General features: G+C 47.1%; 14 protein-coding genes. 11 read left to right on the top strand and 3 right to left on the bottom strand.

The genetic code is table 11. The features are described 5' to 3' along the window. Positions 1-100: 100 nt before the first annotated feature. Complete coding sequence (locus PAHA3_RS06465) at positions 101-2,011, top strand: AraC family transcriptional regulator (RefSeq protein WP_062833978.1); 1,911 nt, start codon at positions 101-103, stop codon at positions 2,009-2,011. A 141-nt stretch (positions 2,012-2,152) separates the two neighbouring features. On the opposite strand, the gene PAHA3_RS06470 is transcribed toward PAHA3_RS06465, so the two are convergent. Together PAHA3_RS06470 and PAHA3_RS06475 are read right to left on the bottom strand one after the other, a co-directional pair. Further along, positions 2,153-2,824 (bottom strand): hypothetical protein, encoded by a 672-nt coding sequence (locus tag PAHA3_RS06470; RefSeq protein WP_062833979.1) that lies wholly within the window; start codon positions 2,822-2,824, stop codon positions 2,153-2,155. A 43-nt stretch (positions 2,825-2,867) separates the two neighbouring features. Next, entirely contained in the window at positions 2,868-3,389 is a 522-nt protein-coding gene (locus tag PAHA3_RS06475) for a hypothetical protein (RefSeq protein WP_062833980.1), read from the bottom strand. A 227-nt stretch (positions 3,390-3,616) separates the two neighbouring features. On the opposite strand from PAHA3_RS06475, the gene PAHA3_RS06480 reads away from it, so the two are divergent. The 5 genes from PAHA3_RS06480 to PAHA3_RS06500 all read left to right on the top strand — a co-directional run bounded on the left by PAHA3_RS06480 (position 3,617) and on the right by PAHA3_RS06500 (position 7,644). Next, positions 3,617-4,294, top strand: a complete 678-nt coding sequence (locus tag PAHA3_RS06480) for an SOS response-associated peptidase (RefSeq protein WP_062833981.1) — start codon at positions 3,617-3,619, stop codon at positions 4,292-4,294. 186 nt (positions 4,295-4,480) lie between these two features. Further along, entirely contained in the window at positions 4,481-5,611 is a 1,131-nt protein-coding gene (locus tag PAHA3_RS06485; protein ID WP_062833982.1) for an NADH-dependent flavin oxidoreductase, read from the top strand. A gap of 137 nt (positions 5,612-5,748) precedes the next feature. Continuing rightward, positions 5,749-6,516, top strand: a complete 768-nt coding sequence (locus PAHA3_RS06490) for a DeoR/GlpR family DNA-binding transcription regulator (RefSeq protein ID WP_062833983.1) — start codon at positions 5,749-5,751, stop codon at positions 6,514-6,516. Between the two features lie 20 nt (positions 6,517-6,536). Next, a complete protein-coding gene (locus PAHA3_RS06495; RefSeq protein ID WP_062833984.1) occupies positions 6,537-6,995 on the top strand; it encodes an OsmC family protein in 459 nt (152 codons plus the stop codon). Between the two features lie 109 nt (positions 6,996-7,104). After that, entirely contained in the window at positions 7,105-7,644 is a 540-nt protein-coding gene (locus PAHA3_RS06500; RefSeq protein WP_371327928.1) for a DUF2062 domain-containing protein, read from the top strand. Here the strand turns inward: PAHA3_RS06500 and PAHA3_RS06505 are convergent. After that, the gene (locus tag PAHA3_RS06505) at positions 7,622-8,551 is read right to left on the bottom strand and encodes an AEC family transporter (RefSeq protein WP_062833986.1); all 930 of its coding nucleotides are present in this window, start codon (positions 8,549-8,551) and stop codon (positions 7,622-7,624) included. The genes PAHA3_RS06500 and PAHA3_RS06505 overlap by 23 nt on opposite strands. Before the next feature lie 214 nt (positions 8,552-8,765). On the opposite strand from PAHA3_RS06505, the gene PAHA3_RS06510 reads away from it, so the two are divergent. The 5 genes from PAHA3_RS06510 to pepF all read left to right on the top strand — a co-directional run bounded on the left by PAHA3_RS06510 (position 8,766) and on the right by pepF (position 14,369). Next, positions 8,766-9,848: a lactonase family protein gene (locus PAHA3_RS06510; protein WP_062833987.1), complete on the top strand. Its 1,083-nt coding sequence runs from the start codon at positions 8,766-8,768 to the stop codon at positions 9,846-9,848. 356 nt (positions 9,849-10,204) lie between these two features. Next, positions 10,205-10,837 (top strand): 3-hexulose-6-phosphate synthase, encoded by a 633-nt coding sequence (gene hxlA, locus PAHA3_RS06515; RefSeq protein WP_036670570.1) that lies wholly within the window; start codon positions 10,205-10,207, stop codon positions 10,835-10,837. A gap of 4 nt (positions 10,838-10,841) precedes the next feature. Continuing rightward, entirely contained in the window at positions 10,842-11,405 is a 564-nt protein-coding gene (gene hxlB / locus PAHA3_RS06520; RefSeq protein ID WP_062833988.1) for a 6-phospho-3-hexuloisomerase, read from the top strand. Between the two features lie 271 nt (positions 11,406-11,676). Continuing rightward, positions 11,677-12,036 carry a winged helix-turn-helix transcriptional regulator gene (locus tag PAHA3_RS06525; protein ID WP_062833989.1) on the top strand — a complete coding sequence of 120 codons (360 nt, stop codon included), beginning with the start codon at positions 11,677-11,679 and terminating at the stop codon, positions 12,034-12,036. Between the two features lie 530 nt (positions 12,037-12,566). Then, positions 12,567-14,369, top strand: a complete 1,803-nt coding sequence (pepF, locus tag PAHA3_RS06530) for an oligoendopeptidase F (protein ID WP_062833990.1) — start codon at positions 12,567-12,569, stop codon at positions 14,367-14,369. Positions 14,370-14,429 lie beyond the last annotated feature (60 nt).

Below are 14,429 nucleotides of genomic sequence, written 5' to 3' on the forward strand. Positions count from 1 at the left end.
AACATTGTTATAATTGATAATCATTATCAATTATAGGCGGTTTTTTAGTCACAATGCCAGAGTATTGTGCATGTTTGATCGCTTAGGAAAGGGAGTCTATATGGGAATTCAGAATGACATCAAGCTGTGGGATCAGGTTCAGGTTCGTGTGCTTGATGTCCGTCTTATATCACTGGCAACAAACGAGTTCATGCGCAATTATGTGTTACCGACCAGTGCATTTGTGTATGTTCAAGGCAAGGGGCAAGTGTGGCTGGATGAAGAGGTGTGGTCTACAAGCCAGTTCTTGTTGCTACACGGGGGCAAAGGAAGACGCCTGACACTTGAAGCGACCGGGGCTACGGAGGTACATCTGATTTTATACAAATCAACGTTACCCTCCAATGTGCTGGTGGAGTACCGAATGATGCTGAACCAGCGTAATCCGTTTGAAGAGTCCTGGGCGACAGCGCCGGATCATGCACTTGAGCTACGTGAGCTTGTGCGGAATATACATGAATGCTGGTCAGGGCAGGAGCAAGTGGGCAAAATTCAGGTCAAAGTGTTCTTCTTTCAACTGGTACAGCTTGTATTGTTACAGCGGAATCGCATGCTAAACGAAGTTCAGCAGCCTTCACTTACCGATCAGGTTTTGCGATATATCAAAGCTCATTACCGGGAAGCGATCTCGCTTGATTCGCTTGCCCAGTCTTTGAGTTACAGTCCGCAATATTTATCACGCAAATTCAAGGAACAGACGGGATGTACACCGACAGAATATGTGATTCGGTTACGAATGGGTGAGGCAAGGAATCTGCTTACATCGACGGAAGCTTCATTACAGGAGATTGCTGCGTATGTGGGCTATATGGACCCGTTCTATTTCAATCGTATATTCAAAAAAGAGACCGGGATCACACCGGGACAATATCGGATGAAACAGCAGGCAGACTCGAAAACTGTTTCGAAAAGTACATTAAATGCAACAAATGAATCCATTGTAACAGAGAGAAAGGAACGTTATCCTTTAATTGATGATGATAATCATTATCAATATGAGGGAGATGAGGAAATCAACATGTTTAACCATTTTAAATCAGCGATTATGTCGCTTGCGCTTGTACTCACATTGAGTGCTTGTGGAACAGCCCAGCAGGGGGCAGAAATATCCGAAGTTGCGGCTGAACCCGAACAACCGGCAGTCGTGGAAACCCAAATGGTGAATACGACCTTTGGTGAGGTAGAAATTCCTGCACATCCGGAGCGAGTCGCTGCCATTGATTATCTGGGAACAGTGCTTGCTCTTGGTGTCAAACCGATAGGTGGAGGCCAATTTCTAATGAACAGTCCTTATCTGGAAGGTCACATGGATGGTCTTGAAACGATAGGGGATTCCGTTGAACAATTGATGGAGCTGGAGCCGGATCTCATTATTACATTGAATCCGGACAAGGCGGCTTATGAGAAATACAGCAAGATTGCTCCAACCGTTTCGATCGCATCCATCACTTTCCCAACACTGAAGGACGAAGTAAACTATTTCGGTAAAGTCCTTGGCAGAGAAGCGGAAGCAGAGAAGTGGCTGGCTGATTTCGATGAGGAGATTGCCAAAATCAAGCAGGAGGTGCAGAGCGTAGTTCCAGCTGACGCTACATTCTCCGTTATGCAGGAATATGATCGCCAAGTCTTCATTTTTGGTAATCAGTCGGGCCGGGGAGGACGTAACATCTACGAATTGCTTGGATTGCAAGCACCGAAGAACATTCCATCCGAGTTGATGCAGGGCGCCTATCATGAATTCTCCATAGAACTGCTCTCGAAATATGCCGGAGATTACATTGTGCTGACCAGTAACTCTCAGTTGAAAGAGCTTCAGGCAGATCCAATATGGGGTTCATTGCCTGCTATCAAAAATGGAAAAGTGTACATATGGACGGAAGAACAATCCTGGTTCCGGGACCCTATCGCCTTGTTGAAACAGACACAGGATCTGGCTGAATGGATTGTTGGACTTAATACACCGTCTAAGTAAGAAACTTCAAAAAAAACCGTGCCGCCCAGTTTGCTGAGCAGCACGGTTTTCATATTTTTATGTAGGACTGAACAGTAGAAGGGGACTAGCTGCCTGTACGGAGAAGAAATAGCGGTGTGATTGCCGTATAAAAGATATTGGTTATTGTTTCTTTTGTTCGTTCTGAATTTCTTGCAGATCCTCCAGTTGCAGTGTGAGGTCATTCTCGGGGTTTGCGCTCACGATGACTTCCGATTGTGATTGTTGCTGACCTGGTTGGTTCGACTTGGCGGCAGGTTTGATTACGTAGAGACTTTGAACGGAGTTGAGCAGGCTGGCAGGGGTGTCTTCATACGTTTCCAGGAAAAGCACATAGTCTTTGGTAGGGATCAGCTTGAGGTTATCATCATTTATAATCTCGGTGTTGCCTAGTTGTCCGCCAAGTTGCTTCACTTCAATGTGTTCCCCGGCAGTGTAACCGCCCTTATAGGATTCAGCGACCTGAATCGTGTGGATCGTATAGATTTTCTCAAAAGAAGACGGCTCTCCGCCCGGATCGGACGCTGGGTTTAACTCGTTTTCATTCGCAGCATCGGTAGCTTGTACGATATCGTTTAAAGCTTCCACACGAGTCTCAACCACACTGCCTTTCACAATGGTATTTGCTCTCTCGGACAGGTCGCCAATGCTGGTATAACTCGGGTAATCTTCAGAAGCAATGATGGTCAAGGGTGCATCGGACGGGGACGCGGTAGGTGTAACAGAAGAGCAGCCAACAGCAGATAGAATGAAAATGGAAGAGAGAAGAAGCGTTAATACTCGTTTTTTGTTCATGGACAGGAATCCTCCTTGGATTTTGGAATGAGTTCGTAGCGGATTAGTACTTGGATCTTACGTTGTTGATATCAAAAGTTTGGGGTTGGGTCATGGAATTGCGGTTGCGGGAGTAAGACATAATGGAAGGACTGCTTGTTGTCGGGTTGTCACCGAGCCATACGGAGTGTCCGAGTTCGTGGACGAATACGCTTTGAATGAAGTTGGATAAGTTGGTCGCGTCAGGGGTGATCGTGGATGCATTGAGTTCGATGCGGAAGCTTACAACTTGACTGCCGGATACGGAGGCGTAGTTGACACCATATGCTGTGTTATTGAAGTTTCCTGCGGTGATGGTGTTCGGAGAGTTACTTGTTTTGGTGAATTGAACTTTGGCACCTGCATTGTTCCAGTTGGCAAGGGAAGCGTCCATAGGGGTCTGCCATGCGGAGGCGTAATTATACGTGCGAATGGGGATGGTGGTGCTGGGATAACCGTAGGTTAGAAAGGTTGCCGCATAGATGGTACTGCCGAACATGGCAATCGCCGAGAACAACATGATGCTCAATAAAAACTTCCTTTTCATACTTAAAACCTCCAATAAATGTATTTTATTCTCTATTATCGTAACAATTAATAGTTGGATTGAAATGAGTCCGAGGTCGTTGTTTTTGTCGTGAAAAACATGAAATATATCTTGATCCGACCCTAATGGTGTCAAAATAAGTCATTTTCTGTTCGATGTGCATGCATAATTTCCCTAAAGTTACAAACAATACATCCAACTTACACAGGGAAAGGTAGTGCTTGAGCATGTGCAACCGTTTTTCATTGGCAGCCGATCTGGACGAAGTCAGAGATCATTTCAAGATTCAGCGAGTGATGTATTATTACAAAAACCGATACAATATCAGCCCAACTCAGCATACGCCGATCATTTTGCATCAGGATGGTGAGCGTGTATTGGATGAGTTCCGGTGGGGGTTCATTCCATTCTGGGGTCGTGATGCCGTTAACGCGAATCTCATGACCGTGCATGAGAATCCTTCCTATTACAAACTGGTAGAGACCAAGCGCTGCGTTATTCCGTGCAACGGATTGTATTACTGGCGGCAAGAGGGCAAAAAAAGTTATGCGGTTCGTGTTGTTATGCCAGATCGTGGCTTGTTTGGCATTGCTGGTTTATATGAAGTATGGAAAGACACACGGAAAGAGCCGCTTCGGACCTGCACGATGCTTATGACAGGCGCGAACATGGTTACACGCGAATTTGGCAGCAAAATGCCAGCCATTCTCTCCGAAGAAGAGATCAACACCTGGCTTGATCCTGCCAATACACGAGTGACTCAGTTGCTGCCGCTGATCAAATCCTATAACAGTACAGAGATGAATCTGTATCCGGTAACACCGATGGTTGCCAATGATGAACACGACTGTTTCGAATGCGTGGAAGAGATGGATCAGAAGCTGGCCTACATTCGGAGTTTCTGAAAATCTTTTGAATAGAGTGAAGAAGATGAGGGGGCCGAGAGTCTGAAGACACTCTGCTCTTTTTTTCCTTTCTGAAAATGAAGAGTTGCAATTGCGGTGAAACGTAACTATAATCATTACAGTAAGTGAACGCATATATTCATATATCTATTAAAAGAGATATTTATAATCAGGAGGGAACCACGAATGAATCCAAAGTTTAACCAGATGTTCGAACAAGTTTCACTACCGACTGGCATTACACTGAAAAACCGTATCGTGCTCGCTCCGATGACTCATATGTCCTCAAATGCTGATGGTACTATTTCCGACGCTGAACTTGCTTATTATGCACGTCGCACCGGTGGTGCTGGCATGTCGATTACGGCTGTAGGGCATGTAACTGAGACTGGTATTGGTTTCCCGGCTCAGTTTGGTGTTTATGACGACCGCTTCATTCCTGGTCTGAAAAAACTGGCTGATACCATTAAACAACAGGGCTCTGTAGCCGTATTGCAAATTTTCCATGCGGGCCGTCTGACTCCGGAACAAGCTGTACCTGCGGGTCAAGTGGTTGCTCCTAGTGCAGTTGCGAGTGAGCGTCCAGGATCTCCTGAACCAAGAGAATTGACGGATGCTGAGATTACTTCCATTATCAAAGACTTTGGTGAAGCGACACGTCGTGCAATCGAAGCCGGATTTGATGGTGTTGAGATTCACGGTGCGAACGGTTATCTGATCCAGCAATTCTTCTCCCCGCATTCCAACCGACGTGAAGATCGTTGGGGCGGAAGTGTAGAGAAACGTCTGACATTCCCGCTTGCTGTAGTGGACGAGATTCAGAAAGTTGTTGCCGAACATACGAAACTGCCGTTCATCATTGGCTATCGCTTCTCCCCGGAAGAACCGGAAACACCGGGACTCACGATGGAAGAAACGTACCTGCTAGTGGATGCGCTGAAAGATAAAAACCTGGATTACCTTCATGTCTCTGTGAACGAGTTTTGGTCCAAACCAAGACGTGGCGAAGCAGATACGCGTTCAAGAATCGAATTTATTCTGGATCGTGTGAACGGCAAATTGCCTGTGATCGGGGTGGGTGCGATTCATACAGCTGCTGAGGCTGCTGAAGCGCTTCAAACAGGAGTACCATTGCTTGCAATTGGACGTGAGCTGATTATCGAACCGGATTGGGTTGAGAAAATCGAGAGTGGACGGGAAGAAGACATCGAAACGATTCTGACCAAATCGGATCAGGAGCGCTTGGTTATCCCTGACGGATTGTGGAATGCAATTATCCACACACCGGGCTGGTTCCCTATGGCAGAAGATAAATAAGATACACTTCAGAACTGGAATGGAGGGGGCGAAAGCTCCCTCTTTTTGCACGTGGACCAAATTCTCCTTGTGATCGCACTGTGGTATGATGGATGAACAGGATCAACTGGATAATCAACGGTTTGGAGTGAAGGAATATGCTCGTAGCTGAACGGTATGAGAAAATAGTGGAATGGGTGGATACGCAAGGCAGCATGCGTGTGACCGAACTTAGTGAGCGCTGCGGGGTGACGGAAGAGACGATTCGTCGTGATCTGGACAAGCTCGAACAGGCGGGCAGGCTCAGACGGTCCCATGGCGGGGCGGTCAGCGTGAAATACAAGGAAGAGTTACAGTCGGAGATTCCGTATCCGGAACGGGCTGTAGCCCATGCAGAAGAGAAGCGCAGAATTGCAATCGAAGCGGTGAAAATGGTGGAATCCGGCGACCGGATCGCCCTGGATGCAAGTACAACGGCGTGGTATATGGCGGCAGGATTGCCGAACATCCCACTGACGGTATTAACCAACTCGATTAAGGTCGCCGCAGAGCTGAGTAACAAGGAGCAGATTCGTGTGATTGCCACAGGTGGGCAACTGGCTTCGAAGTCACTGTCTTTTGTAGGACCGCTGGCGGAACGTTCGCTGGATGCTTACCATGTGGATAAAGTGTTTCTGTCTTGTAAAGGTGTGCATCTGACCAAAGGTATCAGTGAATCCAATGAATTGCAGGCCTTGGTGAAGCAAAAGATGATCCATATTGCGGATGAGGTCATTTTACTTGCAGATTCCAGCAAGTTTAACATCCAGGCGTTTACCAGAGTCGCTGAGATGAGCAGTGTGGGAAAAGTGATTACAGATCAGGGTGTAGATGAAGAGCAGGTTAGCGCATTGATCGAACAAAATATTACGTGTATACGTGTGTAAATCAGAAAGGAATGAATGTCATGAAACATCCTTTTCATCTGAAAGCGGTATGGAATGGTGGACGTAACAGTGAGGGAACCATTGATGCAGGTGGATTAAAAACGGTCATATCGATTCCGCAGGAGATGGGCGGCCCCGGTACGGGAACCAACCCGGACGAGATGCTGTTGGGTGCAGCCTCGACCTGTTACCTGATCACGCTGGCAGCGATGCTGGAGCGTTCGGATATTACGCCGGATGAGTTGACGCTGGAGTCAGAAGCAACGGTAGATGTTACAAATAACGTGTTTACGTACGAACGGATCGTACATAGACCCCGGATCGTGCTCAGCGCAGATGCCTCTGAGGCGGATCTGACCAAAGCCGAGCGCTTGGCGCACAAGGCTGAATCATCCTGCATGATCTCCCGAGCGGTGGCAGGAAATGTCGAGATGCAGACACAGCCAGTCATTGTTACCACTGGAGCAAACGCAGTGTGATATACTAAAGAATAGACGATTCAAGTCGTCATTTGTGCAAAATAAGGAGAAGTTCGGTATGACCACACAGAAGAGCAAGACTAACCGCTGGGTACGTTTAACACGTGCGATGAAGCTGAATTTTCTCAAATTGTTACGTGCTCCCGGAGGTGCCCATAAAGTATCTACCGGATTTGCCATAGGGTTCGGACTGGAACTGATCGTGATCTCGACCGCATCCCTGATATATCTCGTATTTTATCCCATTGTGCGACTGTCTGGAGGTTCGATGCCAGCAGCGATTGTTGGTAACGTGATTGGAAAACTTACGTTTTTGCCTATCATTCTGATGCCGCTCGCGAAGCAGATTGGTTCCTGGATTCTGCCTGCTCACAGCATGGGACAGGGACTGGTACACGAGAGTGCATTCATGGAGCTATTTCGTGGTAACTGGTCGGCGGTGAGTGAACTGTTGCTAGGAGGATTAGATATTCTGGCAGGTATGTCTGTGTTCGGTGTCATTCTGGGTGTGATTTCGTACTTTGTCGTGAAATTCTTCTACGTCAGAGCACTCAACCGGCGTTATGAACGCCGGCTGGAGAAACGCCGACAAGCGGATCTGGCGTCGGTATCGCCTCCGGTATTAATCAGGAAGCCATCACAATCATAATCGGCAGCATCAACATGGATGCAGCGGTAGTCCACAGGATGCAACGGGATACAAACTGCGGAGAAGCATTGAACTGTTCAGCCAAAATAACGGCGTTCACTGCGGTCGGCATCGATGCGAGGATCAGCAGCACACTGAACAACGTACCCTCGACCTGTAGCGCGGTCAGAATTAGCCAGGAGAGGATCGGTGCAGCTGCGAGACGGACTACAAGCCCGGTCCAGAAGGCTCGGCGTACATTGGGCAGCCAAGGCGCTGTAGCACCTTTTGGTCTGAGCATCTGTGCTCCCAGAATGGCAAGAACGACAGGAGAATAGCCCGCAGCCAGCATGGAAATCCCTCCATCAAGTGCGTCAGGCAGGCTCAGATTGGACGCGCGCAGCGCAATGGCGATACCAGCAGCATAGATGGATGGCATGCGGAAAACGGATAGAATCGCATCTTTCACCGTGAATTCGGATCTCGCGGCAAAAAAGATACCCACCGTATTGACAATGATCATCTGTCCAATGACGTAGACGGAAGCCTTGTCCAGTCCAAGCTGACCAAAGGCAAGCAGTACAAGCGGGAGCCCGTAATTCACGCAGTTCGTAAACGTGGAGACGAGGGTGAGACCCGCTTTTTCGCTTGCACCCAGACGGAAAACCCGGCTTAACAGCTCGGCGAGTGCCCAGAGGGCAATCAGATTAATAATGGAGAACCAGAACGTGCTGGTGACGTCTGTCCATGTAATCTCGGCATGCAGCAATGTATTGAAGATGAGCGCAGGGCTCAAAATATAAAGGGAAAAGGTCGAGAGTGACCGGGTATCCCAATTCTTGAAGCGTTTTAACAGAATACCTCCGATCACGGGAAGTGATATCGGCAGGAATACATGGTATAACGTGAGTAAAAATGAGTGAAGCAATGCAGTTCAGTCCCTTCTGGATGAAAAACCTATCTTATCATAGCAGAAGGTGCACCTCATATGAATGGATTTCAGTATGATCGCTTGCATTCCACCCGTTGTTTAACCGATGATTTTACGGATGTGAAGCGACAGCGGATTGCTATTTTGATATGGCAGATTTATTATAGAAGAGGTGCAACAAGATTACATACACATAGAGGAGGAAACTGTAATGAGTGAATCAAAACGCTTGCTCGTACTTGCTGGCTCTTATGCCGAAACGGAAAATGAGGGCATTTATGCATATGAATTGAATGAGGATACAGGCAGCTTGTCCAAACTTGACGGCATCGCTGGTGTGAAAAACCCAACGTTTGTCAACGTGGATGCTGAGGGTAACAAACTGTATGCGATTGGTGAAACAGCGTCAGCTGAAGGCAATAAAATGTCTGAAGCTGTAGCTCTGAGCATTGATCCTTCTACAGGAAAATTAACGTTGCTGAACCGGAATGACTCCATTTCAGCTCCACCATGTCATATCCAGCGTGATCCTTCCGGAAAATACTTGATCCTCTCCAGCTACCACGGTGGTCTGGTAGGTCTGCAAGCCTTGACGGATAACGGTGAAGTAGGAGCGCTTCTGGACGAGAAGAAACATGAAGGCCAAGGTGCGCATCCTGAACGTCAGGACAAGCCACATGTGCACTCCGCATTCTTCAGCCCGGATGGCAAATACATGATGGTACAGGATCTGGGTGCGGATAAAATTGCGATCTATTCCATTGATGCAGACAAGAATGAACTTGTACTGCACAGTGAAACCAAAACGCATGCGGGAGCTGGCCCACGTCACTTGGCGTTCCACCCGAATGGTCAATTCGCTTATGTGATCAACGAAGTGGATTCTTCCATTACTTCGTTCCAGTATGATGCAGCAGCGGGTACGTTGACTGAATTGTCTACCGTATCCACATTGCCTGATGGATATGATGGCAAAGAAAATACAACAGCGGAAATTACAGTTTCCAATGATGGACGTTATGTGTATGGTTCAAACCGTGGACATGATAGCATCGTTGTATTTGCAGTAGATGCAGACAAAGGTCACCTGACACTGGTTGAGCATGTATCTGCAGAAGGTGAGCACCCGCGTCACTTTGCTCTGACACCTAACGGCAAACTGTTGATCGCAGCTAACCGCGATACCAACAACATCGTGACATTCACAGTGGATCAGGAGAGCGGACGTCTGAAATACACTGGTCACAGCACAGGTGTATCCAAGCCGGTATGTGTGAAACCTGTATATCTGTGATTCAATTTCATAATACCTTTTAGTGAGTTATGAAAATGATTCCTGTAAAATGAAATTTCGTAAAACCAGCGCTGCTGGGTTGGAAATGAGAAGGGCCCTGCCTATGTGGCGGGGTCTTTTATATGGAACACCTAATGGGATGATTCACCTAACAACGAATAATTTTCAATAGTATCGTGCAAGTAACTACCCCACTTCAAAGTGCGTACTTCCTGAATGGATAGTCAGGGTCTACAATGAGTGAGTAGCCAAACAAACACTGCATGCATCTGAACAGACAAATTGGTGCAGGCTAAATATCTGATTATTATTTTTACAGAACGACTCATACTTGAACAACAAAGGAGAAATAAATGATGAAATTGCAATTGGCACTCGACTTGGTAAACATCCCTGAAGGTATCGCACTAGTTAAAGAGGTTGAACAATATATTGATATCGTTGAGATTGGTACACCAATCGTTATTAATGAAGGTTTGCACGCGGTAAAAGCGATGAAAGAAGCATTCCCTAATCTGCAAGTTCTTGCAGACCTTAAAATCATGGACGCTGGTGGTTATGAAATCATGAAAGCAGCTGAAGCTGGTGCGGACCTGATCACTGTGCTTGGAGCAACCAATGACAGTACAATCAAAGGTGCAGTAGCAGAAGCGAAGAAACAAAACAAACAAGTTCTTGTGGACATGATCAATGTGCCTAACCTGGAACAACGTGCTCGTGAAATTGATGCGCTTGGCGTAGATTACATCTGTGTACACACAGGTTATGACCTGCAAGCTGAAGGACAAAGCCCGTTCGAAGATCTGCAAACGATCAAAGCTGCTGTGAAAAATGCTAAAACGGCTGTCGCTGGTGGAATCAAGCTGGAAACATTGCCAGAAGTAATCAAAGCACAACCGGATCTGGTTATTGTAGGCGGCGGTATCACAGGACAAGCAGACAAAGCCGCAGTTGCAGCTGAAATGCAACGTCTCGTTAAACAAGGGTAAGCAGATGAGCAAAACACAGTACGCAGCTGACATCTTGAAGGAGCTGGAACGTACGCTAAGCCAGATCGACGATGCAGAGATGCAAGCGATGGCTGAACACATTCTGGCTGCGGAACAGATTTTTGTGGCTGGAGCAGGTCGGTCAGGTCTTATGGGAAAGGCTTTTGCCATGAGATTGATGCAGATGGGGCTTCGTGTATATGTGGTGGGTGAGACTGTTACACCTGGGATCAGCTCGAAGGACTTTCTCTTGTTATGCTCAGGCTCAGGAGAAACAGGTAGCCTCGTAGCGATGGCTCAGAAAGCTAGTTCGGCAGGTGCGCCTGTCGGTCTGATTACGATCAAGCCAGAGTCCACGATAGGGCAATTGGCGACTACGGTAGTGCGCCTCCCGGCTTCAGCCAAAGAGGACACAGCAACTTCCGGAGCGGATGTAACCATTCAGCCGATGGGCTCGTTGTTCGAACAGGGACTGTTGATTGGCATGGATGCACTCATCCTTACGATGATGGAAATGAAGGGAATGACCGGAGCGGATATGTTTGGCCGCCACGCGAACCTGGAATAGCGATTAGATGAAAGAAAGACCGGAATCCTTTGATTGCAAAGGGTTCTGGTCTTTTCTGCGATGTAAAGTCATTCATCTGTATAGATTTTATTCGTGATTTTCACTTAAACTTTGCATCCCGACCAGGCTGTAGTAGAATTAATAGATAGCTGTATCGAATGAATGTACTTATTACATCATGCATGGAGCGGAAAGCTTACCTCTTGTGAAGTGTCCCCGTGATATGCGTAATATACGCGATATAAGATTGAAGATGAGGGGGCTCGGAGCCATGGCAGCCGAAGTCAAGGAACGGATTAACCTGAAAGAAATCAACTGTGAGAAGGAATTGACCCTTGCGGTGATCGGTGGCAAATGGAAACTGATTATTTTGTGGCATTTGGGTCTGGAAGGCACCAAACGTTTCAGTGAGCTGAAACGCCTAATCCCTCATATTACCCAGAAGATGCTGACCAACCAGCTACGTGAGCTGGAGGAAGACAAGCTGATTGAGCGTAAAGTGTATGCAGAAGTCCCTCCACGGGTGGAATATACGTTGACAGATCACGGTCAGAGCCTGATGCCTGTCCTGCACGCAATGTATAACTGGGGTAAAAATTACGGTGAAAATGTAATATGGAAAGAAAGCTAAATAAGTAAGATATATAATGAACCGCCGGGTAAATGGATTTTTCCATTACCCGGCGGTTTTTTAGTCACTTTTAAATTTTGGTCACATGAGCAAAAGTTTATACGAAACGTAGAGGACAGAAATAGCTTGAAGAAGCGAAGCTAAAAGATTTCTGAAAGAAAGCTACATTGCAAGCATATACTGGCCTTTATCCTAGTTACCCTTTTATATAGATGGAACTAAACATTCACACGAGAACGTAGAGGACAGAAAGAACCTGAAGAAGCGGAGCTAAAAGCTTTCTGAAAGAAAGCTACATCGGAAGCATACGCCTCGCCTTTATCACCGGATTTTCACCTTTGAAAAAGGGAATCAAAAAATCTGGGGATAACAGCGATCGGAAGGTTGTTCTGTCATCGGAGTGGTAAGTGTGAATAATCTTTAGTCCAATCTATACTCCCCTGAACCATTTTAGTAGATGTCATGTATATATAAGCGGAATATGATACGATGAGAGATATTGGAAAATGCAAGGAGGATGACAACTAAAGATGGAAAAAATACGTACACGTGCTGAGGTAAACCCAGAAACGACTTGGGATTTGAGAGACTTGTTTGTAACCGATGTAGAGTGGGAGCAGGAGCTTCGATCACTTCCTGAGGCTGCGGCCCAGATCGAAACGTTCAAAGGGCGTCTGGGCGAAGGCGCTGAGCAATTGCTGGCTTGTCTGGATGCGCGTGAAGCTTTGCAAGAGCGGATCGGCAAGACGGCTTCCTATGCCCGTTTGAAGCAATCAGAGGACAGTACTAATCCAGTGAATATTGAGAATTCAGCCAAGGCAGGAGATATCCTATCGAATCTGTCGTCGTCCTTGTCTTTTGTCAATTCGGAGATCGTTGATCTGCCGGACGGAACAGTGGAGCGCTACCTTGAAGAACTTCCGGGATTGGAGCCGTATGCGCGCAGTTTGGAGCGTTTGATTCGAGAAAAAGAACATCGGCTTACGCCCGAGACCGAGAAGGTACTCGCTTCACTTGGAGAGGTGCTGGATTCGCCATACCGAATCTATCTGCGCGGTAAACTGGCAGACATGACGTTTGACGATGCCCTCGATGGAGAGGACAATAATCGTCCGTTATCTTGGTCATTCTATGAAAATAATTATGAGATGTCGTCTGATACGAAGCTGCGCCGTTCTGCCTATGCAGCGTTCAGCTCGACATTGAATGAGTACAAAAATACGTTCGCAGAAGGCTATGCAACCGAAGTGAAGAAACAGGTTGTTTTATCCAGACTACGTGGTTACGACGATGTTACAGATATGCTTCTTAGCCCACAGCAAGTGAGCAAAGAGATGTACAATAATGTGCTCGATATTATCCAGCAGGAACTCGCACCTCATATGCGCAGACTGGCTGCTCTCAAGAAACGCGAACTGGGTCTGGACAAGCTGATGTTCTGTGATCTGAAGGCCCCGCTTGATCCTGAATTTAGCCCTGCCATTACATATGATGAGGCGTGCACACTCATTCGTGAAGCACTTGATGTGCTTGGGCCAGAGTATGGCGAGATCGTAGAGCGCGCATTCAGTGATCGCTGGGTGGATTACGCAGATAATGCAGGCAAATCCACAGGGGCATTTTGCTCCTCTATATATGGTTCGCACTCCTATATTCTAATTTCATGGGCGAACAATATGCGTGGGGCATTTACGCTTGCGCATGAAGTAGGACATGCAGGCCACTTTATGCTCGCGGGACGTTACCAAAAGCTCACGAATACACGCCCATCTCTTTATTTTATCGAGGCACCGTCGACCATGAATGAAATGCTGCTGGCAGATCATCTATTGAAGCGTTCCGATAATCCGAGAATGCGTCGTTGGGTCATTTTGCAACTGTTGAATACGTATTACCATAACTTCGTTACACATCTGCTGGAAGGGGAATTACAGCGCAGGGTGTATGCACTCGCAACCAATGATGAGCCCATTACGGCCAAGACATTAAGTCAGCTCAAAGGAGACATTCTCTCCGAATTCTGGGGACCTGATCTGGTTATTGATGAAGGGGCCAAACTCACATGGATGAGACAACCTCATTATTATATGGGACTATATCCATATACCTATGCGGCAGGCTTGACGGCTTCCACAGCGGCTGCACAGCAGATCCGGGAAGAAGGACAGCCAGCTGTAGATCGCTGGCTTGAAGCACTCAAAGCCGGTGGAAGTCTCACGCCGCAGGAGTTAATGAAGCTCGCGGGTGTGGATATGTCCGGACCTGAGCCGATTCGTTCTGCAGTTGCTTATGTCGGCAGTCTGGTCGACGAACTTGAACGTCTGTATTCATGATCTGGTTCATATAGTATACGGACAAGGCAGAACGGGTTGTCTGCATGCACCGCCTTCCTT

The sequence above is a fragment of the Paenibacillus amylolyticus genome, assembly GCF_001570725.1.
GTDB classification, from domain to species: Bacteria; Bacillota; Bacilli; order Paenibacillales; family Paenibacillaceae; genus Paenibacillus; species Paenibacillus amylolyticus_A.

Excerpts from the sequence above, each read along its gene's own strand:
- PAHA3_RS06475 (WP_062833980.1), bottom strand. The coding sequence starts at position 3,389 with ATGAAAAGGAAGTTTTTATTGAGCATCATGTTGTTCTCGGCGATTGCC.
- pepF (WP_062833990.1), top strand. The coding sequence starts at position 12,567 with ATGGAAAAAATACGTACACGTGCTGAGGTAAACCCAGAAACGACTTGG.
- PAHA3_RS06485 (WP_062833982.1), top strand. The coding sequence starts at position 4,481 with ATGAATCCAAAGTTTAACCAGATGTTCGAACAAGTTTCACTACCGACT.
- PAHA3_RS06470 (WP_062833979.1), bottom strand. The coding sequence starts at position 2,824 with ATGAACAAAAAACGAGTATTAACGCTTCTTCTCTCTTCCATTTTCATT.
- PAHA3_RS06490 (WP_062833983.1), top strand. The coding sequence starts at position 5,749 with ATGCTCGTAGCTGAACGGTATGAGAAAATAGTGGAATGGGTGGATACG.
- PAHA3_RS06525 (WP_062833989.1), top strand. The coding sequence starts at position 11,677 with ATGGCAGCCGAAGTCAAGGAACGGATTAACCTGAAAGAAATCAACTGT.
- hxlB (WP_062833988.1), top strand. The coding sequence starts at position 10,842 with ATGAGCAAAACACAGTACGCAGCTGACATCTTGAAGGAGCTGGAACGT.
- hxlA (WP_036670570.1), top strand. The coding sequence starts at position 10,205 with ATGAAATTGCAATTGGCACTCGACTTGGTAAACATCCCTGAAGGTATC.
- PAHA3_RS06510 (WP_062833987.1), top strand. The coding sequence starts at position 8,766 with ATGAGTGAATCAAAACGCTTGCTCGTACTTGCTGGCTCTTATGCCGAA.
- PAHA3_RS06495 (WP_062833984.1), top strand. The coding sequence starts at position 6,537 with ATGAAACATCCTTTTCATCTGAAAGCGGTATGGAATGGTGGACGTAAC.
- PAHA3_RS06500 (WP_371327928.1), top strand. The coding sequence starts at position 7,105 with ATGAAGCTGAATTTTCTCAAATTGTTACGTGCTCCCGGAGGTGCCCAT.
- PAHA3_RS06465 (WP_062833978.1), top strand. The coding sequence starts at position 101 with ATGGGAATTCAGAATGACATCAAGCTGTGGGATCAGGTTCAGGTTCGT.
- PAHA3_RS06480 (WP_062833981.1), top strand. The coding sequence starts at position 3,617 with ATGTGCAACCGTTTTTCATTGGCAGCCGATCTGGACGAAGTCAGAGAT.